The sequence below is a fragment of the Mucilaginibacter sp. P5_A4 genome (assembly GCF_056400605.1).
In genome coordinates this window covers 22,940-43,741 of record NZ_JBFUKX010000040.1, presented here as the reverse complement: position 1 = coordinate 43,741, position 20,802 = coordinate 22,940, and the positions used below count along the sequence as shown (strand labels likewise).

The window sequence follows — 20,802 nt, the reverse complement described above, 5'->3', positions numbered from 1 at the left end:
AAAAATTCAACAAATGTCCACAAAAAATAAAGMTGTTTTTTTAGATCGTGATGGAGTACTAAACCAGGAAATGGGCGATTACGTTCGCCGTTTCGAAGATTTTCATGTACTGGATAACTTTGAGGCACTCAAAACTTTGCAGGACAGGGGATATTTACTATTAGTAGCTACAAACCAGGGTGGCCTGGCTAAAGGATGGTATACAGAGGATGAACTTGCAAAAATGCATAATCATCTAAAAGAAGTATATAAAGAACACGGTGTAGAAATAACCGACTTTTTTTACTGCCCACACCACCCCAATTTTACCGGCGATTGCGATTGCCGCAAACCCAAACCAGGTTTACTACTGCAAGGCATTAAAAAATACGACATCGACCCTGCCCTATCCTATTTCATAGGCGACCGTGAGCGCGATGTTGAGGCGGGCACTTCTGCAGGTGTAAAAGGGATATTAATAGATAGCGATCAGCCGATAAGTACGGTATTGGATTTGATAGCGTAAAAACAACAGCCCCACCCAAGCCCTCCCCGGAGGGGAGGGCTTCAAAACTTTTTTATTCAAAAGTTTTGAAGCCGGGGGAGATCTTAGGTAAGGGCTTTTTAACTATTTTTAAAACATTTTGCCCCTTTACAACTTTTACCACTATCTAACAGTAAAAATCGCTACATGCAGTTAAGCCGCTATTTAAAAAACTACGACACCTTTATCGCCGCAGTAATTGGCTTTTTTGCTATCCAATTGTTTTGCAAGTACAGCGGCATCGGTATTTCGCCGGATTCTATCATGTATACCAGTGCCGCGCGCAGTTTAAATACAAATGGCACCTTGCAAACATTTAATCATATTCCTATTGTTGATTTCCCGGTTTTTTATCCCGTATTTTTAGGGAGCATCATGTTTATTACCCGTATTGATCCGGTTGCTTTTGGGGCGATATTGAACGGGTTAATGTTTGCCACCCTGATATACACCAGCGGATGGATTATGCACAGGTTTGTTCCGGCATCGCGTATATATAAATGGTTAATGTTAGTAGCTATTATATTGAGCCCGGCGTTGCTGCAGGTTTACTCCTATTTATGGTCAGAGACGCTGTTTATCTTAGAGACCCTGTTTTTCATCGTCGCGTTTAGGGAATATCTTTTAAAGCATACCATTAAAACATTAGTAATTGCAGCGCTGATAGCCGCAATAGGCTGCGTTACCCGCTATGCTGCAGTTACTATTGTGGGCACCGGCGGCTTACTTTTGCTGCTCGACAGGTTTTTGCCGCTTAAAAAGAAGATAATTCACATTATCATATATGGCTTTGTTTGCATTTCTCTGCTGGTAAGCAATTTGCTGTTTAACGCTTTCATGTCGGGCACTACTACCGGCCCGCGCGAACCATCTATTACTTCGTTTGGTAAAAACCTGTATTATTTTGGTAACGTAATTTGCGATTGGATGGGGCTTACACCAAACCAGTATTGGCTGTCGGTACCATTGGCCACAATTATATTTATTGGTTTTATTGCTGCGTTGGCTTATAACTATTACCGCCGCCACCTTGATGGTTACGAAAACCTGGCTATTACCTTCGCTTTGGTTTATGGGTTGTTCATCGTGATATCATCAACTTTTTCGCGGTACGAGCGCATTAACCATCGCCTGCTGGCGCCTATATATATACCAGCGCTGTGGGGCTATACCAGCTGGGGGCTACTGCTGCTTAAAAAAATAGCAAACACCACTACCCGCAAAATAGTAGCCGGCTTAATGATATTGCTGATGCTGGGCTTTGTTACCAAGGAGTTTTTTATTGATAAAGGCCGATATGATGACCAGGTAGCCGACCAATATGGAAACCCCGGATATACCGATAACAGTTGGATGGAATCGCCATTCGCAGCCTATCTTAAAACGATTGATAAAAGCCGGTTCGACCCTAAAGTTACCATTTATACAGATGCACATGAGGCTGTTTATTTCTTCTCGGGCATGTCATCATATCTTGTCCCACACAGGTTTTTCAAGAAGGATGTGGCCAAATTTTACCAGATCAGGCATTTCTATCTCATCTGGTTTAAAGCGCTCGAAAACCCCGAGCTTATCAATATAAAGGATATAGAAAAGGTAAAACACCTTAGGCTGATAAAGGATTTTGGAGAAGAAGGTGGTATTTATGAGTATGATGAAAGCAATAGTCTGAATCAGAATTTGCAAAATTAAAGAATAGACAGAACCTTAAAATTCGGTTAATTCCTTAAATTCGTTTAGTGATTCGGCTGACACAAGATTCTGTTAATCCTAAAATTCGGTAAATTCTGATTCCGACAAATTCACATTAAATTTTGATTTAAAAAACATCTGTCTATATTTGCGGCGACTTACCCGTAGTATACTATAAAAAAATGAACGGTATCGCTTTACATCATCTCCATCTGCATCACCACCATGTGGTGATCAGCTAAATGTATGTTTCTACGCGAAATAACAAACTCCGTTTATACTCTTTTTTATTATAGTTCCTTAAATTCATTTTGTGAAAACACTTAAAATAGCGATCCAGAAATCTGGCCGCCTCAACGAAAAATCCGTTGAATTATTAAAAAATTGCGGCTTAAACTTCGAAAATTACAAAAGCTCGCTTATCTCACCGGTATCAAACTTCCCTTTAGAGATCCTTTTTCTTCGCGATGATGATATTCCCGAATACGTACAGGATGGCATTGCCGACCTGGGTATTGTAGGCGAAAACGTGATACAGGAAACCGAAGTTGAAGTAAGCTACCTGCAGCGTTTAGGTTTTGGTAAATGCTCACTTAAAATAGCAGTACCAAACAATAACGACATTCAATCGCTTACCGATTTAAACGGCAAAGCCATTGCAACTACTTATCCTGTTATATTAGGAAAGTTTTTGAAAGAGAAGGGGATACAATCAGATATCCGTACGATCTCCGGCTCTGTGGAAATTTCTCCAGGCCTGGGATTAAGTGATGCCATTTGCGATCTTGTTTCTACCGGCGGTACATTAAAAAGCAATGGTTTAAAGCCCTTTGCTGATGTAATGTCGTCAGAGGCAGTATTGATAGGCAGCAAGACCACCGAAAACCATGACCTGGTGCTTGAACTTATCCAACGTATCCAATCTGTTTTGCGTGCAAAAGAGACTAAGTATGTGGTACTTAACGTTCATAAAGATAATCTTGATACGGTGATTGCTTTATTACCCGGAGTAAAAAGCCCATCGGTTATACCATTGGCCGAAGCTGACTGGGTTGCTGTGCACACCGTTATCCCTGAACGCGATTTCTGGAATAGGATAAGCCAGCTAAAACAAGCCGGCGCACAAGGCATTTTAGTAATGCCTATTGAGAAGATAATATTGTAGGGCGGCAGCCCCACCCAACCCTCCCCGGAAGGGAGGGCTTTAAATTATACTGGTTAATTAAGAAAAATCAAAAAGTCTCCCCTACCAGGGGAGATTTAAAGGGGGCTTATGAAGACATACAATTATTCAGAACTTACTGCAAGCGATATTCAGCAACTGGTTCAGCGTAATGTTGACCCGGCTAATGAGATCCGCGCTGTTGTTGAGGAAGTGATAGCCAACGTTCAGCAACATGGCGATAGGGCCTTAATTGATTATGCCCAAAAGTTTGACAAAGTTGAACTTAGCAAGCTTTACCTGGATAAAGCCGAACTGGAAGAACTTGCAACAGCCATAACCGCCCAACAAAAGGCTGCCCTTGAAACTGCTTATAGTAACATCTATAAATTTCACCAAACGCAGTTAAAAACCGAGGACAAGGTAGAAACCATGCCCGGGGTAACCTGCTGGCGCGAGTTAAGGCCGATTGAAAAAGTTGGTCTGTATATTCCAGGCGGCTCGGCCGTTTTGCCGAGTACGTTTTTAATGCTGGGCATTCCGGCCCGTATTGCCGGTTGCCATGAAATTGTGGTTTGCTCGCCACCACAAAAAAGTGGTAAGGTAAATGCATTTATAGCTTATGTAGCTTTATTATTGGGCATCGATAAGATTTACCTGGCCGGTGGTTCGCAGGCTATTGCGGCAATGGCATATGGTACCCAAAGTATAAGTAAAGTTGATAAAATCTTCGGTCCGGGTAACCAGTTTGTAACCAAGGCCAAAACCATCATTCAATCAACAACCACAACCGCTATTGATATGCCGGCCGGCCCATCAGAAGTTTTGGTTATTGCTGATAGTACCGCCATCCCGGCCTATATAGCTGCCGATCTGTTGGCACAGGCCGAGCATGGTATTGATAGCCAATCTGTTTTAGTTTGTACATCGACGGCCATTGCAGAGGCGGTATTGGCAGAAATAGAGAAACAATTACCTATTTTACCGCGTGCCGAAATTGCAGGGTTAGCACTGGATAACTCGTACATCGTGGTTACATCCAGCCTTGCCGAAGCAATGGACTTTAGTAACCGGTATGCACCCGAGCATTTGATTTTGGCTACCCATAGCTGGGAGCAGATCACAGGGAGCATTATCAATGCCGGTTCGGTTTTCCTGGGTAATTTAACTCCGGAAAGTGCAGGCGATTATGCATCAGGAACCAACCATACACTGCCTACCAGCAGCTATGCAAGGGCTTACTCAGGTGTATCTGTGGATTCATTTGTTAAAAAGATCACATTCCAGCATATTACCCGGGAAGGGATCAGCAACATTGGCCCTACCGTTGAAATTTTGGCCGAGATGGAAGGGTTACACGCGCATAGGAACGCGATTTCAATCAGAAGCAATGATTAAATCGTCATTGAGAGAGCTAAAATCCGGGAACTCTGAAGAGGGAATGACAAATCGGCGAAAGACTTAGCAGTTTTAAAAACTTCGTAAGTCCGGGATTCTCCAACTTGTCATGGATAGGCACAAAGCAATCAGCGGGTCAGAAAAAATTCGTTTATCGAGAAAGATTAAAAAAGTAATGTACAATATCAATAATATACTACGCGAAAATATCAAACGCCTTGTCCCCTATTCCTCCGCACGGGACGAATACCAGGGAGAGGCAAGTGTTTTTTTGGATGCAAACGAAAATGCTTATGGTTCGCCGTTGGATCAACAATTTAACCGGTATCCGGATCCATTGCAGTACAAGGTAAAAATGCGCCTGAGCGAAATTAAAGGCGTACCGCCACGCAACATATTTATAGGCAACGGCAGCGATGAGGCTATTGATATCCTTTTCCGCAGCTTTTGCAACCCAGGTGTCGACAACGTGATCCTGGTGCCTCCTACTTATGGCATGTACGAGGTATCGGCCAACATCAACGATATTGAGGCCCGAAAAGTTAACCTTACGCCCGAATACCAGCTTAATTTAGAAGGCATTGCCGAAGCCATTGATGAGCATACCAAGCTGATATTCATTTGTTCTCCAAATAACCCAACAGGCAATTCCATCAACCGGGAGGATGTGGAAACTCTGCTGGCCAACTTTAACGGTATTGTGGTGGTTGATGAAGCTTATATCAATTTCAGTCGCCAAAAAACTTTCATACAGGAACTTACCGAGTATGCTAACCTTGTAGTGATGCAAACCCTTTCCAAAGCATGGGGACTGGCCGGCTTACGTGTAGGCATGGCTTTTGCCAGCGAGGAGATCATCGAGGTAATGAATAAAGTTAAGCCGCCTTATAACGTCAACGAGTCATCACAACAACTCGCTTTAGAGGCTTTGGGTAATGTAGCACAGGTGAACGCCTGGATAAAGGAAACCCTTACCCAGCGCGACAGGCTGGTACTTGCTTTAAAAGACTTTGATTTTGTGTTAGATATTTATCCGTCTGATGCTAATTTTATCCTGGTTAAAACTACGGATGCCAACGGGATCTATAATTTCCTGGTGGCCAAAGGTATCATTGTGCGCAACCGCTCCAAAATTGAACTGTGCGAGGGCAGCTTACGCATTACTGTAGGTACGCCCGAAGAAAACACCATATTATTGGATACCTTACAAAATCTTAGCCGCTCATTAGATTAATTGAATGAAGATTTATTTGATGCCAAGTACAGCTGGACGATATGGAGGAGGACTAAACGGAAACCTCAAAAATCTCGTTGCAATCATCCAAAACAGATTGGATAGTTCGGGGTTCATATCTTCGTTCGATGAATTTTGGTTGACAATTTTTTATCCACCATTATATGTATTGCCAGGGGTAGCTGGAATTGAGAATGACTTTAAAAAAGTGTTCGAAACCCTTCCATCTTCCTTTGTAAACAGACGATATAAAAAGATTGATGTTAATTTAAAAGCTTTTGAGTTTTCTGAGCATATAGATATGCCAGATCAGAAAAAATATAAACATCAGTTTGAGGTTGACGAACAATATAGAAACTTATCCGAAATTGAATTAGCCCATATTTTAATTGACAAATACCTTGAGGCCGGGTCAATCGTTAAATCAAAATTAAAAAAAGATGACTTTTTTGATTTTGACGCATTTAAAAACATATTAACTCTATTAAAAAGCCAAATTAGCAGCAATTTTCTTGAAGTGGAAAATATTAAATTTTCAATAAAATTAAAAGCTGATACTTTAAAACGCGCGATTGATTTAAGAGATGAGAGATCAAAATTAGATAAGGTAAAAGACAAAAGAATTAGAGATTTTAGGGTGTATGATTTCGATTTGGGAACAAAAGCACTCTACCCTTATGCTTATCAATACTGCGAAATATTTTTGAACATCTTAAAGAAGAAAAACTTGTTATGCCCAGTGTACCATCACTTATACATCCAAATTTGCAAAACTATGGATGTATGCCTGGAACGGTCATTTACTTATAATCATTGGTATATAAATGGGCTTTCAATAATAGATTATGACAATTATTTAGCGCAAAGCGAAGCCGAAAAACAAGAAACTGTTTTTGACCTTATTGTGAATGGTTTAAGAGATATAGCTCACATCGACAAACTCGACGACGAGATTATTGAAAGCACTATTCAAGAAATCAAACAAAAAGGGCTTGATACAGAATTAGAACACGACGTAATTGAAAATAAAAAATATAGATTAAAGGTCAGTTACTTTTCGCGGAGTATGGAAGAAGAAAGCCCCATTTATTTCACTGTATTGGATAAAATCTCAAACAAATCAAAAAAAATACAAATCGGTAAAGCAGAAAACTCCCAAATATACCTTTGGCTACAGAAGATCACGCTAAGCGGCAGCCAAATTAAAGTTAAATCCAGCAATTCAATTGCTGCTGATGTTTATTTAAAAAACAAGGTCCGAAGTATGGAATTCAATATAAAAGATATCTTAAATGGATAAATCAAAAAAAATACTCTTTGTTGATCGTGATGGCACCATGATTAACGAAACGCCGGATGAGCAAATCGATTCCTTCGAAAAGCTTACTTTTTATCCCGGCGCGTTAACTTACTTGCCCAAAATAGCAAAAGAGCTTGATTTTGAGCTGGTAATGGTAACCAACCAGGATGGTTTAGGCACCGCCGTTTATCCTGAAGATACTTTTTGGCCGGTGCATAACCTTATCCTTAAAACATTTGAAGGCGAGGGTGTAAAGTTTTCAAACATTTGTATCGATCGTACCTTCCCTGCAGATAACGCCCCCACACGCAAGCCTAAAACCGGCTTGCTTACACAATATCTTGATACAGAAAAATATGATTTGAAAGGATCATTTACCATAGGCGACAGGAAAAATGATGTGCTGCTGGCCAAAAACCTGGGTGCAAAAGCCATCTGGCTAAATAATCACTCGGGATTAGGTGGCGGAGAGTTTACCGAAGAAGACCATATAGGCGATACCATTGTACTTGAAACTACCGACTGGCAAAAGATCTACGAGTTTTTAAAACTGGGCGAACGGGTAATAGCGCACCGTCGCAGTACAAAAGAAACCGACATTTACATTAAAATAAACCTGGATGGTACAGGCGAAGCTAAGGTTTCTACCGGTTTGCATTTCTTTGATCACATGCTCGACCAGATTGCCCGTCACGGCAGTATCGACCTTGAAATTATTGCCAACGGCGACCTGCATATCGACGAACACCATACCATTGAAGATACCGGTATTGCGTTAGGCGAGATTTTTGCTACAGCTTTGGGTAATAAAATGGGTATAGAACGCTATGGTTTTTGCCTGCCGATGGATGATTGCCTGGCACAGGCAGCCATTGATTTTGGCGGCCGCAACTGGATAGTTTGGGATGCAGAGTTTAAAAGAGAAAAGATAGGCGAAATGCCGACCGAAATGTTTTATCATTTTTTTAAATCATTTAGCGATGCGGCAAAATGTAATTTAAATATAAAAGCCGAAGGACAAAACGAACATCACAAAATTGAAGCTATATTTAAAGCCTTTGCCAAGGCAATAAAAATGGCGGTAAAGCGTGATGTAAATAAGATGGTTTTACCAAGCACTAAGGGCTTATTGTAAAGCCCCCTAACCCCCTGAAGGGGGAACAAGAGTTGAAAAAGCATGGATGAAATAACACAAAATTATACGGAGGTAGTTGAACCTGCCCCATCAAAAGCTCCCCCTTCAGGGGGCGGGGGGGGCATAGGTATAATAAGATACGGAGCCGGAAATATTTTTTCCCTTACAGTAGCGCTTGAGCGTTTGGGCATTCCTTATGGTATGATTAATAGCGAAGAGGATTTTGCCCTATATGATCGTTATATTATTCCGGGTGTTGGGCATGCCGGTGCGGCTATGAAAAAGCTGGAATCAACGGGCCTGGTTCCAACTATTAAGGCGTTAAAAAAGCCGACGCTTGGAATTTGTGTGGGCATGCAGTTGCTCACTTCTCATTCTGAGGAGGGAGATTCAAACCTGTTGGATATCTTTCCAATTAAAACTTTAAGGTTTAAGGATAGCAACTTATATAAAGTTCCGCATACCGGCTGGAACCAGGTATTCCCCGAAAAAGAAAACCCATTATTTAAAAATATACCGTCAGGTTCACATTTTTACTTTGTACATTCATACTTTATTGAGTATGATGAAACTTACACTTTATTGTCGGCCAATTATAATAACGAATTCTCGGCATCAATTTGGCGGGATAACTTTTATGGCGTACAATTTCATCCCGAAAAATCGGGCGTGTATGGTGAAACATTATTAACAAACTTTTCAAAATTATAAAAGACATGTATATAATTCCTGCTATTGATATTCTGAATAAAAAAGTAGTACGACTACGTGAGGGTGATTACCAACAGGTAACAGAATATGACGTAACGCTCGAGGAAATGATTGAGCGCTACCAGAGCAACGGCACCAACTTCATTCATATCATTGATTTGAATGGCGCCAAAAACGATTTCAGCAATCAGCAATACCTGTTTGATGTGATCCGTAAAACCGACATGAAAGTGCAGTATGGCGGAGGAATCCGCAGTATCGATAAAGTAAAAGAATTGATAGATGCCGGTATCCACCGTATTATTGTTGGTACCCAGGCACTTACCAATCCGGATTTTTTGCCCGAACTGGGTAAATCCATCTGTGGCCGGGATAAGTGTTCTGACCAGGTAGTTATCGCCATCGACGTACTGGATGAAGTAATTAAATACTCCGGCTGGATGGAAAGCTCGCCAATTAAGCTGAAGGACTACGTTGATAAATGCCTTGCCCTGGGCTTTTTCCGTTTTTTATGTACCGACATTAACAAAGATGGCAAACTTGGCGGCGCTGGTATCGATCTGTACGAAAAACTGCTTGACCATTCACCGTTCATTAAACTGATCGCCTCGGGCGGTGTAAGTTCTATGAATGATGTCGAAAAACTAAACCGATTAAAAGTAGAATCGGTTGTAGTAGGTAAAGCCATTTATGAGGGACATATCACTATTGAAGATGTAAAGAACTGGAATTTGGAGTCACTCATTTCCATATAAGCCCCCTAACCCCCTAAAGGGGGAACCATAGTTGCATATGAAAAAACGGATGTTTTTGGGTGCGGGCGCTCCGATTTTTAGAAATGCAGAAGCTCTTCGTTATAGGATGACCGGGGCGGAAGAATTACTATGGGGGCATTTGAAAAACAATCAATTAGGTTTCAAATTCAGAAGACAACATCCTTTAGGTATTTATATAGCCGACTTTTATTGCCATAAACATAAGTTAGTCATAGAGTTAGATGGCGACATTCATCTACTTCCAGATATTGCCCGAAACGATGTTGAAAGACAAAATAACTTAGAATTTGATGGACTCAAAGTATTACGCTTCACAAATAATGAAGTATTCAACAACTTAAATAAAGTATTGGAACAAATAACCACGCAAATCAGCACCCCCTTCATGGGGCGGGGGGGGCTAAGTAAACGAATTATCCCTTGCCTTGACGTTAAGGACGGTCGTACAGTAAAAGGTGTTAACTTTGTTGACCTGCGCGATGCAGGCGACCCGGTTGAACTGGCCTGGAACTACTCGCGCCAGGGAGCCGACGAACTGGTTTTCCTGGATATTACAGCTACGGTTGAACGCCGCAAAACCATGGTCGAACTGGTAAAAGCTGTTGCCAGGCAAATTAATATACCATTTACAATAGGCGGTGGTATCAATGAAATTGCCGATGCCGATGCATTGTTAAACGCCGGTGCTGATAAAATATCTATCAACTCGGCCGCGGTACGTAACCCTGCCCTTATCGATGAACTGGCCAAAGCATTTGGTGTTCAGTTTGTGGTGATTGCGGTGGATACACGCAGTATTGGTAATAAAAACATAGTTCACCTGAATGGAGGACGTTTACCTACGGAACGCGAAACATTGGAGTGGATATTGGAAGCTGAAAATCGTGGCGCAGGCGAGATATTACTTACGTCTATGGATCACGATGGCACTAAAGCAGGCTTTGACAATAAATTATTGAAGATTGTGAACGATGCAGTGCACATCCCGGTAATTGCTTCAGGTGGCGCCGGATCGGTACAGCATTTTGTTGATGTATTTGAAAAAACAAATGTTGATGCAGCGTTAGCAGCTTCGGTATTTCACTATGGCGAGATATTAATACCGGATTTGAAGGCGGTGTTGAAGAGTAATAATATAGAAGTGAGGATATAGGTGGTTGCGGGGTCGGGTTACGGGGTGCAAGATGTGAGTTGCGGAGGTAAGGCTGCCTGTGGGGATAAGAGCGCTCCACCCTGGCTAACACGGCCCCTGCTCTAAAAAGGAGAATTTGAGTAATAAAACACGAACCTGGCAACCGGAAACACGAGCCAGATAAACGAACCTGGCAACCCGCAACAGGAACCAGAACAACAAATATGAATATAGATTTTAGCAAAACAGACGGATTAGTGCCGGTTATTATACAGGATGAGCAAACTTTAGAGGTGCTGATGCTGGGTTATATGAACCAGGAGGCTTATGATAAAACCGTTAGGGAAAATATAGTTACCTTTTTTTCGCGCTCGAAAAACCGCCTGTGGACCAAAGGCGAAACCAGCAGCAACTTTCTGCATGTAAAAAACATCAGCATTGATTGCGATAACGATACCCTGCTCATTAAGGTTAAAGCCGACGGACCAACCTGCCATACCGGCTCGCGCAGCTGTTTCCAAACTGAATACAATCAAAACTTTATACTGGAGCTGGAAAGCATTATTGCCGATAGGTACGAAAACCCGGTAGAAGGATCATACGTTAATAAACTCCGCAATAAAGGTCTCAACAAAATAGCGCAAAAGGTTGGTGAAGAAGGTGTTGAAACTGTTATAGCTGCTTTAGCCGAAACCGAAACTGATTTAATAAACGAGTCTTCCGATCTTGTTTTTCACCTGTTGGTATTACTTCGGGAAAAAGGGTTAACGCTGCAGACGATTGCTAAAAACCTGGAGAACAGGCATAAATAGTCATTAGTCATTAGTCATTAGTCATTAGTCATTAGTCATTAGGGGGAATTCATGTTCAGGGCTGCTTGTTTTTATATTTTGCTTTTTTGTTTGATTTTTCCTTTTAAGGTTGATGCACAGTCGGGCTCATTAAGAAACAAGATAGCTGAAATTGCAAGGGATACTAAAGGCATTGTTGGTGTTTCGATATTGAACCTGGAAACACATGATACTTTAACTTATAACGGATACGTGCACCAGCCGATGCAAAGTGTAATGAAGTTCCCTATTGCTATCACCGTTTTGCACGAGATTGATAAGAAAAAAATCGCTTTAGATCAGCTGATCCATCTTGATAAAAGTGACCTGTTTAAAACCTATAGCCCCCTGCAGGATAAATATCCGGGCGCAAATGTATATATATCCATTAGGGAACTATTAAGCTATATGGTATCATTAAGTGATAATGTAGCCTGCGATAAACTGCTTAAAATTTTAGGCGGAACTGATAAGGTGAATACTTACATGCACCAGCTTGGCATTAAAAAATTCTCGATAAAAGCAACGGAATACGAGATGGCGCAAGCCTGGGATGTGCAGTTTACCAATTGGGTTGAGGCTACGGAGCTTACCCGTTTGTTACAAATGGCATTTAAATCAAATTTCCTTTCGGCGAAAAGCCATGCCTACCTCTGGAAGATCATGCAGGAAACAACTACCGGGCCTAACCAGATCAAAGGATTGTTACCTGTAGGCACGGTTGTTTACCATAAAACCGGGCGCTCGGGTACTAATGAACAAGGGATTACCGCGGCTACTAACGATACAGGCATTATTACTTTGCCAAATGGTAAGCACCTGGCCATAACCATATTAGTTACCAACTCCCCTGTTGATCTTAAAACCCGCGAATTGGTAATAGCCCGTATTGCAAGAGCTGCTTACGATGAGGCGGTTAAATAGATTACTTTTAAGTGATAGACTGTAATTAAAGGATCATCTCAAAAACCCTACTTTTGTCAAAAACCAGGTATCACCCATAAATCAGTCTTGATACATGATACTCAAACTTGATACTAAAACATGATTGCAGAAAAAATAGCTGAACTAACCGGGCATGGTAACCCAATTTTCGCACTTGAGTTATCACAAAAACCAGGCATACTGTTTACCGGCGGGAACGACAAAGGGCTGGTAGAATGGAGTTTGAAGAGCAATTCATTCATTAAGGTGATGTTCCCGGTTCAGGCTTCTATTTATGCCATTCATTGTCCGGCCGGTTATCCCTTACTGTTTGCAGGTTTACGTAGCGGCGAGGTTTTGGTATTTGATTTTATCGAACAAAAGGTGATTAAATCGTTCAGGCAGCACCTTAAGCCAATTTTTGACATCAAGTCTGTCGGTCATAAAAAAGAACTGCTAATAGCCTCAGAAGATGGCACAGTATCCGTTTGGAACCTTGATACGTTAGAAATAGTACACAGCTTCCAAGTATCTGCCGATACAGTGCGTTGCATAGCCATTTCGCCCGACGAAAAACAGGTAGCATTTGGTTGCCGCGATAACCAGGTTAAGATTTACGACCTGGAGGATTATACACTGATAAAAGCGCTGCATGGACACACCATGTCGGTTTTTTCTTTAACTTATAGTGTTGATGGAATCCATCTTGTTTCGGGAGGCCGCGATGCACAGGTAAAAATCTGGGATACTGCAACTTATCAGCTTATAAAAAACATTCCTGCACATTTATTCGCGGTAAATCATATCCTCTACCACCCTACCCAACCCTATTTTGCCACGGCCAGCATGGATAAAAGCATCAAAATATGGGGATCGGATGATTTTAAACTTTACAAGATCATCAGCCGCGAAAAAGGCTATGCAAGTCATCCCCTCTCGGTAAATAAACTGGCATGGAACGGCGATCAGCTTATATCGGTAAGTGATGATAAAAATATTATGGTCTGGAATATAACAATATAATACTGCCAGGTTTTGCTAAAAAAATCTTTTAATGCTATGCAATTTGTGGGTGTGCCTTTTTAACCCAACCGAATAAATCCCGTCATCATCAATCTCATCAATTTTAACCTTGCCCGATGCATGAATAATATGCTCGCTGCCAAGCAGTATGCCAACGTGGGTAATTTTTCCCTCGGGGTTATTAAAAAAGGCCAGGTCGCCCAGGGTCGCCTCTTTCAGGCTGTTAACTTTAATACCTTCTTCTGCCTGCTGACTGGCATCACGCCTGATCTTTATTTTATTCAGCTTAAATACCACTTGCGTGTAGCCGGAACAATCAATGCCGAAATGGGTACGGCCGCCCCACAAATAGGGAGCATTTAAAAAAAATTTTGCTGTAGTTGCAATATCTTCTCTCTCTCCTATTTCGCCAATGATCTCAAATTTATCACCTCCAATTTTGCAGGTTGTACCTTCTAAAAAAGCAAGCGAGCTACCAGCCGGCAGGTAAATAACAGAATTATCAACAATTTTCCAGGCTTGTGTTACGGCCCGGTAAGTTAAAGGTGGCTGCACATTTTTTAAGCCTTGATAAGCAATATGGCCCAGCATAGCAAACTGCAACCGGCCTATCCAGCCAATATAATCATCAGTAGATGTGATGATCTTAACCCATCGTTCCGTCCACTCTGTAATTTCAAATGTCTCGCCAAACAAAACCTGCGATACCTGCTCGCTCCTGTCGTCAGGTTCGGCGCGAAGCGGTATAACAGCGAGGTTACAAATACCGTATTCCATAGTTTAGATAAAAGTAAAATTAGCAATACGTTATAATCGCTAAGATAATTACAATATGATAATTGGTTAATTTTAGTCAGGGGGCTCTGCAACTAAAATGAATACTATTGAGCTAATATATTAAAAATATTAAATGAAGCATAAAAAAAGGGAACCAGCAAGCTGTTCCCCTTAAATACTTTTATAAAAATATATTATTCGTTCATGTGCAGCCAATCTTTTTTGGCTAACAGCTCTTCCTTGCTTTCGCGGATGTCTTCATCATCAACACAGCAATCAACCGGGCATACAGCGGCACATTGCGGTTCATCATGAAAACCTACACACTCAGTACATTTATCGGGTACTATATAATATATCTCGTCTGACAAGGCAGCCTGGGTTTCCTCAGCATTTAAAGTATTGCCATCTCCAAAATCAATAACTCCTTTAAGACCGGTGCCATCGCTAAAACGCCACGCCGCACCTGCATCATAAATAGCATTATTTGGGCACTCCGGTTCGCAAGCTCCGCAGTTTATGCATTCATCGGTGATTTTAATCGCCATATTTCTAAATATATAATAATCTCAATTAACTTTGCCCGTAATTTACAAGCGCACAAATATAACAAAAAAAGGCTTTAAGGGTTTAAATCCTTACCATAAATATGTCAAAATCTAACATAAAAAATTCCATAAACTCATTTTCAACCTTAGGAAAGCAGCTAATTGAGCCCAACGCACAACTAATGGCTATTATTGAAAACGAGCGTTTCCACAACGCCTGGTTCACGCCCGAAAGTGTTTTGCAAGCCGTAACGTCCATCGGTAAAATGCTGAATGAAGCCGATTTGGAAACCTGGTTATCTAAATATCCCTCCAAAAATGAAGCTCCTGGCAAAAAAGTTGGGCTTATTTTGGCAGGCAATATCCCATTGGTGGGTTTTCATGACGTGCTCTGTGTGCTGGCATCCGGCAATCACGCCCTCATTAAGGCTTCATCGCAGGATGCCCGCCTGATAAAGGTTATTTTGCAAAAATTAGTTGATATTGACGATAGCTTTGCCAATCAATTTAGTTTTGTGGAAAGGCTGGCCGATTTTGATGCCATTATTGCCACCGGCAGCAACAACAGCTCGCGGTACTTTGATTATTACTTTGGCAAAGTGCCCAACATCATCCGCAAAAACCGGAACAGTATTGCATTAATTACCGGAAATGAAACGGCAGAACAATTATTTAACCTTGGTCATGATATTTTTGATTATTATGGTTTGGGTTGCCGCAATGTAAGCAAGCTATTGGTGCCCCGGGATTATAATTTCAATTTCTTTTTTGAGTCGATAGAAGATCATAAGGCCATCATCCATCACCATAAATACAACAACAATTACGATTACAACAAATCAATTTATCTTGTTAACAGCAATAAGCACCTGGATAATGGCTTTTTAATGCTTAAGGAAGATGACAGGATAGCTTCGCCGCTGGCAGTGCTGTATTTTAGTTATTATGACAACCTGGCACTGGCACAACAAACATTGGATCAACAAGCCGAAAACATACAATGTATTGTTACCACTGCCCCTATAAATGTAAACAGCCAGGTAGTTGAATTTGGGCAAAGCCAGCAACCCGCGTTATGGGATTATGCCGATGGGATTGATACAATGGAATTTTTGTCAAATCTTTAAAATTACAATACCTTTGGGTTTCGGGGTGAAAGGATAAAGGTAAAAGGCGAAAGGTACATTGTGTATCATCAAATAAAAACCTTTCACCTTTATCCTTTTACCTTTCACCTTAATAAAATGTATATTATAAAAGTTAAAGGCGTTGCCAAAATACCCGATTATGTACAGTTGAGGGATGATAAGTTTACGCTGCTGGCATATTTTAGGGTAGACAGGCCCGAAAAATCACTGGATAAGGTTGGGCTAACTGATAAAGCCGACTATATTATGAATATTATTAAAGATTTGCCTTTTGGGCAGATTTTAAAACTGGAGCTATAAAAAAGATGATGGGGAACTCTATTATAAAGCTAAATAATGTTGATATTTTTCAGCAGACACACCTGGTATTGTCAAATGTAAACCTGCATGTTGATAAGGGGGATTTTGTATGGCTAATTGGCTCTACTGGTTCTGGAAAAAGCAGCCTGCTCAAGGTTATTTATGGCGACCTTGCCATTAAAAGCGGCACAGGAAATGCCTGCGGATATGAGCTAAGCAAGTTACCAGGCCGCGATGTACCCTATTTGCGCCGTAAGCTTGGCATTGTTTTCCAGGATTTTCAATTACTTACAGACCGCTCTATTGAGCAAAACCTGCTTTTTGTAATGCGTGCAACCGGCTGGAAAGATAAGAAATTAATAGCCGAACGTACCCTTGATGTATTGGAGAAAGTTGGCCTGCGCTCAAAATTAAAAAAAATGCCGCATGAGCTATCGGGCGGCGAGCAGCAGCGGGTGGTAATTGCCCGCGCCCTGCTTAACGACCCCGAGATCATCCTGGCCGATGAACCAACAGGTAACCTCGACCCAGAAACATCCGAAGAAATTGTGCTGCTGCTGAAGCAGATAAGCCAGATGGGTACCGCAGTACTTATTGCTACCCATGACTACCATATCATCCGCACTTTCCCATCGCGTATTATTAAATGCGAGAACGGCAAGGTTTTGGAAGATGCTGAGATATAGTTTCTGAACCGGAATTCATCGAATTAAGGAATGATCCGAATTTTAAAATTCTATTAATTCAATAAATTCGTTTAATTCCGGTTCAGACAACCCTCGTTCAGAAAAAATAATCAGACAAATAATCCTGTCACCCTTGCGCATATTGCGCCACTCCTGCCTATAATAAAACGTGCCACTGACAGCTTGTCGGCTTTAAGCTAATGGCAGGATACTTGATTGGCACTATCAGCTATGAAATTTAACGACATGTTGAAGAAAAAGAAGAAAGAAAATATGGATACTCCTGAAAATATTAATGAGCCAACCCAGGAAAATTTAGTAGAAGAAGAGCAGCTAAAAGCACAGCACACCGAAACTGTTGAAGTTGATGAAGAAGCTGCTAAATTAACAGATCTGTCTGCCGAAGATAAATTAAAAAATGAACTGGCACAGGCCAATGATAAATATTTACGTTTGTATGCCGAATTTGATAACTTCCGCAGGCGTACCCAAAAAGAACGTGCAGAAGCCCGCGAAACTGAGGGTAAGGATTTGATCATTGCACTACTTCCTGTTTTAGACGATTTTGAACGCGCACAACGCTCAATGGAAAAGGCAGTTGATGTAGCCCCCGTTAAAGAGGGTGTTGCATTAATTCAGAATAAATTAAAAAACATACTTGCGCAAAAAGGCCTGAAGGAAATGGAATCAATAGGTTCGCCATTTGATGCCGACCTGCAGGAGGCTATTACAAATATACCCGCCCCTACCGATGACCTTAAAGGCAAGGTTATTGACGAAATGGAAAAAGGTTATACCCTTAAAGACAGGGTGATCCGTTTTGCCAAAGTAATTGTAGGAGCATAAATTGATTTCGGAATTGGGATATTTGATTTCGGATTTTGATCCGGTTTAACGCCCCTTTTCTTATATCAAAAAAGTAAACAAAATAAAAATCCGAAATCGAAATTTCGAAATCCGAAATTAAAGTAAATTATGGCTAAAAGAGATTATTACGATATCCTGGGGGTTGCTAAAGGATCTAATGCTGATGATATAAAAAAGGCATATCGTAAAATGGCTATTAAATATCACCCCGATAAAAACCACGGTGATAAAGAGGCGGAAGAAAAATTTAAGGAAGCTGCCGAAGCTTATGAAGTTTTAAGCAGCGCCGAAAAACGCCAGCGTTATGATCAGTTTGGTCATGCAGCTAATGCTTCATCGCCAAATGGCGGCGGTTATGGCGGCGGCGGTATGGATATGAACGACATATTTAGCCAGTTTGGTGATATATTTGGCGGCGGCAGTCCGTTTGAAGGTTTCTTTGGCGGCGGTGGTCGCCAGGGTGGTGGTGCCGGCGGCAGGCGTGTAGCCCGCGGCAGCAACCTGCGTATTAAAGTCCGTTTAACCCTTGAAGAAATAGCCAACGGAGCCGAAAAGAAAATAAAGGTTAACAAACAGATCATCTGCAAAACCTGCGATGGCAGTGGCGCTAAAGATAAATCATCTTTCCAAACCTGTAAAACCTGCGGTGGATCGGGCGCGGTGCGCAGGGTAACCAATACCATTTTGGGCCAGATGCAAACTACCAGCACCTGCCCTACCTGTAACGGCGAAGGCTCAACCATACTATCAAAATGTAATGTTTGCCATGGCGACGGCGTAGTGCGCGGCGAAGAGCTGATTACCATAAACGTACCTGCCGGTGTAAGCGAAGGTATGCAACTGAGCATGAGCGGCAAAGGTAACGCGGCGCCAAGAGGCGGTGTACCGGGCGATCTGATCATCCTGATTGAAGAGATCCCGCATGAAACCCTTAAACGCGATGGCAACAATGTAATTTACGACCTGCATGTAAACTTTGTTGATGCAGCCATAGGTACAACGGTAGAAGTGCCAACCATTGACGGCAAAGCCAAAATAAAAATTGAACCCGGCACCCAAGGCGGCAAAATACTACGCCTTAAAGGCAAAGGCACCCCCGAGGTAAACTCCTACCACCGCGGCGACCAGTTGGTACACATCAACATATGGACACCAAAGGCCCTAAGCCGCGAAGAACGCGAGATACTGGAAAAACTACAATCATCACCCAACTTTAAACCAAATCCTGGTAAGAACGAGAAAAGCTTCTTTGAAAGGATGAAGGAATATTTTGAGTAAAGCTGAAAGCCGAAGGCGGAAAGCTTAAAGCATATTTAAAGCCCGGAGTTTATGACTTTGGGCTTTTTTGGTTTAAAATATTCATTAAATTGTAGGCCAACATCAATAACATTCTTGCCAGCAAAAATGAAAACATTTTTACCCACTATTGTAATACGCTCCATTTATTTTAAACCATCCAATAAAAAGGGATCATTAATGAAAGCCATCGGGCCAGTCGCACTGTTTTTAATTGCAGGTATCTGCGGCACACAGGCACAAGAACGTGCCCGCGATCTGGGGATAAAATTTGATGGTACACCCGGCCATTACAATGCCATTACAGATGTTAAAGGTGTTTTGGTAGGCTATAAAACTTTAATTAAGGGTGATGGCGCTTTAGTTACCGGTAAAGGGCCGGTGCGTACAGGTGTTACGGTGATTATGCCCAATGGAAAATCGATCGATCCCCTACCCGCCGGGTGGTTTTGCCTCAACGGCGATGGCGAGATGACAGGCACAACTGTAATTGAGGAGTACGGCCTTAACTACGGCCCAATCGGCATAACCAATACCAATAGCGTGGGTGTGGTAAGGGATGCAATTGGCGAGTGGAATGTTAAAAACTTCAGCAAGGGCGCCACGGTTGATTTCTCTTTCGGCTTGCCGGTGGCCGCCGAAACTTTTGATGGGGTGTTAAATGACATCAATGGCTTCCATGTTAAAAAGGAGGATGTTTTTGATGCCTTAAACACCGCTCATGGCGGCAAAATTGAAGAAGGCAATGTAGGCGGTGGTACAGGGATGTCGTTGTTTATGTTTAAAGGGGGGAGCGGTACATCATCGCGGGTAATTAAAATCGACACTGCCACTTATACCATCGGTGCGTTTGTACAGGGTAATTTTGGCCGGCGTACAGATCTCATCATATCCGGCGTTCCTGTTGGTAAGGAATGGAAAGGCGATATGCCGGTTATCAACTCCAAACCAAAAGATGGGTCCATTATTATCATCATAGCTACAGAGGCTCCACTGTTACCCGCTCAATTAAAAATGGTTGCCAAACGGGCTTCGCTGGGTGTTGCGCGCTGCGGCGGTGTTGGGCGTAACAGCTCGGGCGATATTTTCCTGGCATTCAGTACTATAGGACCAAAGTATAACACCAAAGGCACCCTGCAAACATGGACCGTACTACCCAAAGAACAAATGGACAAGGTTTACCAGGCTACGGTTGAAGCTGTTGAAGAAGCTATTGTGAACGCCATGATAGCAGCTAAGGATATGACGGGCATAAACGGCAACACTGTTTATGCTATCCCGCATAATAAGTTGATGCAGGTGATTAATAGTTATAGCCATAAAAACGACTAATCTTTCAT

21 protein-coding genes and 1 pseudogene are annotated in these 20,802 nt (G+C 41.8%); 20 read left to right on the top strand and 2 right to left on the bottom strand.

The window, feature by feature from the left end:
- Nucleotides 1-13: 13 nt before the first annotated feature.
- From AC1DQW_RS20500 to AC1DQW_RS20435, 14 genes and pseudogenes are all read left to right on the top strand, one after another.
- The gene (locus AC1DQW_RS20500; protein ID WP_477455764.1) at nt 14-505 is read left to right on the top strand and encodes a D-glycero-alpha-D-manno-heptose-1,7-bisphosphate 7-phosphatase; all 492 of its coding nucleotides are present in this window, start codon (nt 14-16) and stop codon (nt 503-505) included.
- Nucleotides 506-670: 165 nt separating this feature from the next.
- Nucleotides 671-2,215: a hypothetical protein gene (locus tag AC1DQW_RS20495; protein WP_477455763.1), complete on the top strand. Its 1,545-nt coding sequence runs from the start codon at nt 671-673 to the stop codon at nt 2,213-2,215.
- A gap of 313 nt (nt 2,216-2,528) precedes the next feature.
- Complete coding sequence (gene hisG, locus AC1DQW_RS20490; protein WP_477455762.1) at nt 2,529-3,380, top strand: ATP phosphoribosyltransferase; 852 nt, start codon at nt 2,529-2,531, stop codon at nt 3,378-3,380.
- Nucleotides 3,381-3,488: 108 nt separating this feature from the next.
- A complete protein-coding gene (gene hisD, locus AC1DQW_RS20485; RefSeq protein ID WP_477455761.1) occupies nt 3,489-4,775 on the top strand; it encodes a histidinol dehydrogenase in 1,287 nt (428 codons plus the stop codon).
- Nucleotides 4,776-4,950: 175 nt separating this feature from the next.
- Nucleotides 4,951-6,009, top strand: a complete 1,059-nt coding sequence (gene hisC / locus AC1DQW_RS20480; protein WP_477455775.1) for a histidinol-phosphate transaminase — start codon at nt 4,951-4,953, stop codon at nt 6,007-6,009.
- A 4-nt stretch (nt 6,010-6,013) separates the two neighbouring features.
- On the top strand, nt 6,014-7,309 hold the full coding sequence (locus tag AC1DQW_RS20475) for a hypothetical protein (protein WP_477455760.1): 1,296 nt from the start codon (nt 6,014-6,016) through the stop codon (nt 7,307-7,309).
- A complete protein-coding gene (gene hisB, locus AC1DQW_RS20470) occupies nt 7,302-8,444 on the top strand; it encodes a bifunctional histidinol-phosphatase/imidazoleglycerol-phosphate dehydratase HisB (protein ID WP_477455759.1) in 1,143 nt (380 codons plus the stop codon). Before AC1DQW_RS20475 ends, hisB begins: the two co-directional genes overlap by 8 nt.
- Nucleotides 8,445-8,486: 42 nt before the next feature.
- Nucleotides 8,487-9,155 (top strand): imidazole glycerol phosphate synthase subunit HisH, encoded by a 669-nt coding sequence (gene hisH, locus AC1DQW_RS20465; RefSeq protein WP_477455758.1) that lies wholly within the window; start codon nt 8,487-8,489, stop codon nt 9,153-9,155.
- 5 nt (nt 9,156-9,160) lie between these two features.
- Nucleotides 9,161-9,910, top strand: a complete 750-nt coding sequence (locus AC1DQW_RS20460; protein WP_477418130.1) for a 1-(5-phosphoribosyl)-5-[(5-phosphoribosylamino)methylideneamino]imidazole-4-carboxamide isomerase — start codon at nt 9,161-9,163, stop codon at nt 9,908-9,910.
- A 37-nt stretch (nt 9,911-9,947) separates the two neighbouring features.
- Nucleotides 9,948-10,292, top strand: a pseudogene (locus AC1DQW_RS20455) (endonuclease domain-containing protein); the annotation flags it as partial.
- Between the two features lie 24 nt (nt 10,293-10,316).
- Complete coding sequence (gene hisF, locus AC1DQW_RS20450; RefSeq protein ID WP_477455774.1) at nt 10,317-11,084, top strand: imidazole glycerol phosphate synthase subunit HisF; 768 nt, start codon at nt 10,317-10,319, stop codon at nt 11,082-11,084.
- A 203-nt stretch (nt 11,085-11,287) separates the two neighbouring features.
- The gene (hisIE, locus tag AC1DQW_RS20445; protein ID WP_477455757.1) at nt 11,288-11,875 is read left to right on the top strand and encodes a bifunctional phosphoribosyl-AMP cyclohydrolase/phosphoribosyl-ATP diphosphatase HisIE; all 588 of its coding nucleotides are present in this window, start codon (nt 11,288-11,290) and stop codon (nt 11,873-11,875) included.
- 90 nt (nt 11,876-11,965) lie between these two features.
- Nucleotides 11,966-12,817: a class A beta-lactamase, subclass A2 gene (gene bla / locus AC1DQW_RS20440; protein WP_477455756.1), complete on the top strand. Its 852-nt coding sequence runs from the start codon at nt 11,966-11,968 to the stop codon at nt 12,815-12,817.
- Between the two features lie 120 nt (nt 12,818-12,937).
- Nucleotides 12,938-13,840: a WD40 repeat domain-containing protein gene (locus tag AC1DQW_RS20435; protein ID WP_477455755.1), complete on the top strand. Its 903-nt coding sequence runs from the start codon at nt 12,938-12,940 to the stop codon at nt 13,838-13,840.
- Nucleotides 13,841-13,855: 15 nt separating this feature from the next.
- Here the strand turns inward: AC1DQW_RS20435 and AC1DQW_RS20430 are convergent, their stop codons facing one another.
- Both AC1DQW_RS20430 and AC1DQW_RS20425 read right to left on the bottom strand, forming a co-directional pair.
- Nucleotides 13,856-14,617, bottom strand: a complete 762-nt coding sequence (locus AC1DQW_RS20430) for a C40 family peptidase (protein ID WP_477455754.1) — start codon at nt 14,615-14,617, stop codon at nt 13,856-13,858.
- Between the two features lie 194 nt (nt 14,618-14,811).
- A complete protein-coding gene (locus AC1DQW_RS20425) occupies nt 14,812-15,165 on the bottom strand; it encodes a 4Fe-4S dicluster domain-containing protein (RefSeq protein WP_295716369.1) in 354 nt (117 codons plus the stop codon).
- 101 nt (nt 15,166-15,266) lie between these two features.
- Here AC1DQW_RS20425 and AC1DQW_RS20420 point away from each other — a divergent pair, with 101 nt between their 5' ends.
- The 6 genes from AC1DQW_RS20420 (at nt 15,267) to AC1DQW_RS20395 (ending at nt 20,794) form a co-directional block, all read left to right on the top strand.
- On the top strand, nt 15,267-16,292 hold the full coding sequence (locus tag AC1DQW_RS20420; protein WP_477455753.1) for an acyl-CoA reductase: 1,026 nt from the start codon (nt 15,267-15,269) through the stop codon (nt 16,290-16,292).
- Between the two features lie 117 nt (nt 16,293-16,409).
- Nucleotides 16,410-16,613 (top strand): fructose-6-phosphate aldolase, encoded by a 204-nt coding sequence (locus tag AC1DQW_RS20415; protein WP_295716372.1) that lies wholly within the window; start codon nt 16,410-16,412, stop codon nt 16,611-16,613.
- 5 nt (nt 16,614-16,618) lie between these two features.
- The gene (locus AC1DQW_RS20410; RefSeq protein ID WP_477406359.1) at nt 16,619-17,299 is read left to right on the top strand and encodes a cell division ATP-binding protein FtsE; all 681 of its coding nucleotides are present in this window, start codon (nt 16,619-16,621) and stop codon (nt 17,297-17,299) included.
- A gap of 231 nt (nt 17,300-17,530) precedes the next feature.
- Nucleotides 17,531-18,145: a nucleotide exchange factor GrpE gene (locus AC1DQW_RS20405; protein WP_477418141.1), complete on the top strand. Its 615-nt coding sequence runs from the start codon at nt 17,531-17,533 to the stop codon at nt 18,143-18,145.
- A 129-nt stretch (nt 18,146-18,274) separates the two neighbouring features.
- Nucleotides 18,275-19,444, top strand: a complete 1,170-nt coding sequence (gene dnaJ / locus AC1DQW_RS20400; RefSeq protein WP_477418143.1) for a molecular chaperone DnaJ — start codon at nt 18,275-18,277, stop codon at nt 19,442-19,444.
- A 126-nt stretch (nt 19,445-19,570) separates the two neighbouring features.
- Nucleotides 19,571-20,794 carry a DmpA family aminopeptidase gene (locus AC1DQW_RS20395; protein ID WP_477455752.1) on the top strand — a complete coding sequence of 408 codons (1,224 nt, stop codon included), beginning with the start codon at nt 19,571-19,573 and terminating at the stop codon, nt 20,792-20,794.
- The last annotated feature ends 8 nt before the right edge of the window (nt 20,795-20,802 follow it).

Bases quoted from the DNA above. Each gene is read 5' to 3' on its own strand.
- AC1DQW_RS20430 (WP_477455754.1), bottom strand. From the start codon at position 14,617: ATGGAATACGGTATTTGTAACCTCGCTGTTATACCGCTTCGCGCCGAA.
- AC1DQW_RS20435 (WP_477455755.1), top strand. From the start codon at position 12,938: ATGATTGCAGAAAAAATAGCTGAACTAACCGGGCATGGTAACCCAATT.
- AC1DQW_RS20405 (WP_477418141.1), top strand. From the start codon at position 17,531: ATGAAATTTAACGACATGTTGAAGAAAAAGAAGAAAGAAAATATGGAT.
- AC1DQW_RS20395 (WP_477455752.1), top strand. From the start codon at position 19,571: ATGAAAACATTTTTACCCACTATTGTAATACGCTCCATTTATTTTAAA.
- hisB (WP_477455759.1), top strand. From the start codon at position 7,302: ATGGATAAATCAAAAAAAATACTCTTTGTTGATCGTGATGGCACCATG.
- dnaJ (WP_477418143.1), top strand. From the start codon at position 18,275: ATGGCTAAAAGAGATTATTACGATATCCTGGGGGTTGCTAAAGGATCT.
- hisC (WP_477455775.1), top strand. From the start codon at position 4,951: ATGTACAATATCAATAATATACTACGCGAAAATATCAAACGCCTTGTC.
- AC1DQW_RS20495 (WP_477455763.1), top strand. From the start codon at position 671: ATGCAGTTAAGCCGCTATTTAAAAAACTACGACACCTTTATCGCCGCA.
- AC1DQW_RS20475 (WP_477455760.1), top strand. From the start codon at position 6,014: ATGAAGATTTATTTGATGCCAAGTACAGCTGGACGATATGGAGGAGGA.
- AC1DQW_RS20410 (WP_477406359.1), top strand. From the start codon at position 16,619: ATGATGGGGAACTCTATTATAAAGCTAAATAATGTTGATATTTTTCAG.
- hisIE (WP_477455757.1), top strand. From the start codon at position 11,288: ATGAATATAGATTTTAGCAAAACAGACGGATTAGTGCCGGTTATTATA.
- AC1DQW_RS20425 (WP_295716369.1), bottom strand. From the start codon at position 15,165: ATGGCGATTAAAATCACCGATGAATGCATAAACTGCGGAGCTTGCGAA.
- hisH (WP_477455758.1), top strand. From the start codon at position 8,487: ATGGATGAAATAACACAAAATTATACGGAGGTAGTTGAACCTGCCCCA.
- AC1DQW_RS20415 (WP_295716372.1), top strand. From the start codon at position 16,410: ATGTATATTATAAAAGTTAAAGGCGTTGCCAAAATACCCGATTATGTA.
- hisF (WP_477455774.1), top strand. From the start codon at position 10,317: ATGGGGCGGGGGGGGCTAAGTAAACGAATTATCCCTTGCCTTGACGTT.
- AC1DQW_RS20420 (WP_477455753.1), top strand. From the start codon at position 15,267: ATGTCAAAATCTAACATAAAAAATTCCATAAACTCATTTTCAACCTTA.
- AC1DQW_RS20460 (WP_477418130.1), top strand. From the start codon at position 9,161: ATGTATATAATTCCTGCTATTGATATTCTGAATAAAAAAGTAGTACGA.
- hisD (WP_477455761.1), top strand. From the start codon at position 3,489: ATGAAGACATACAATTATTCAGAACTTACTGCAAGCGATATTCAGCAA.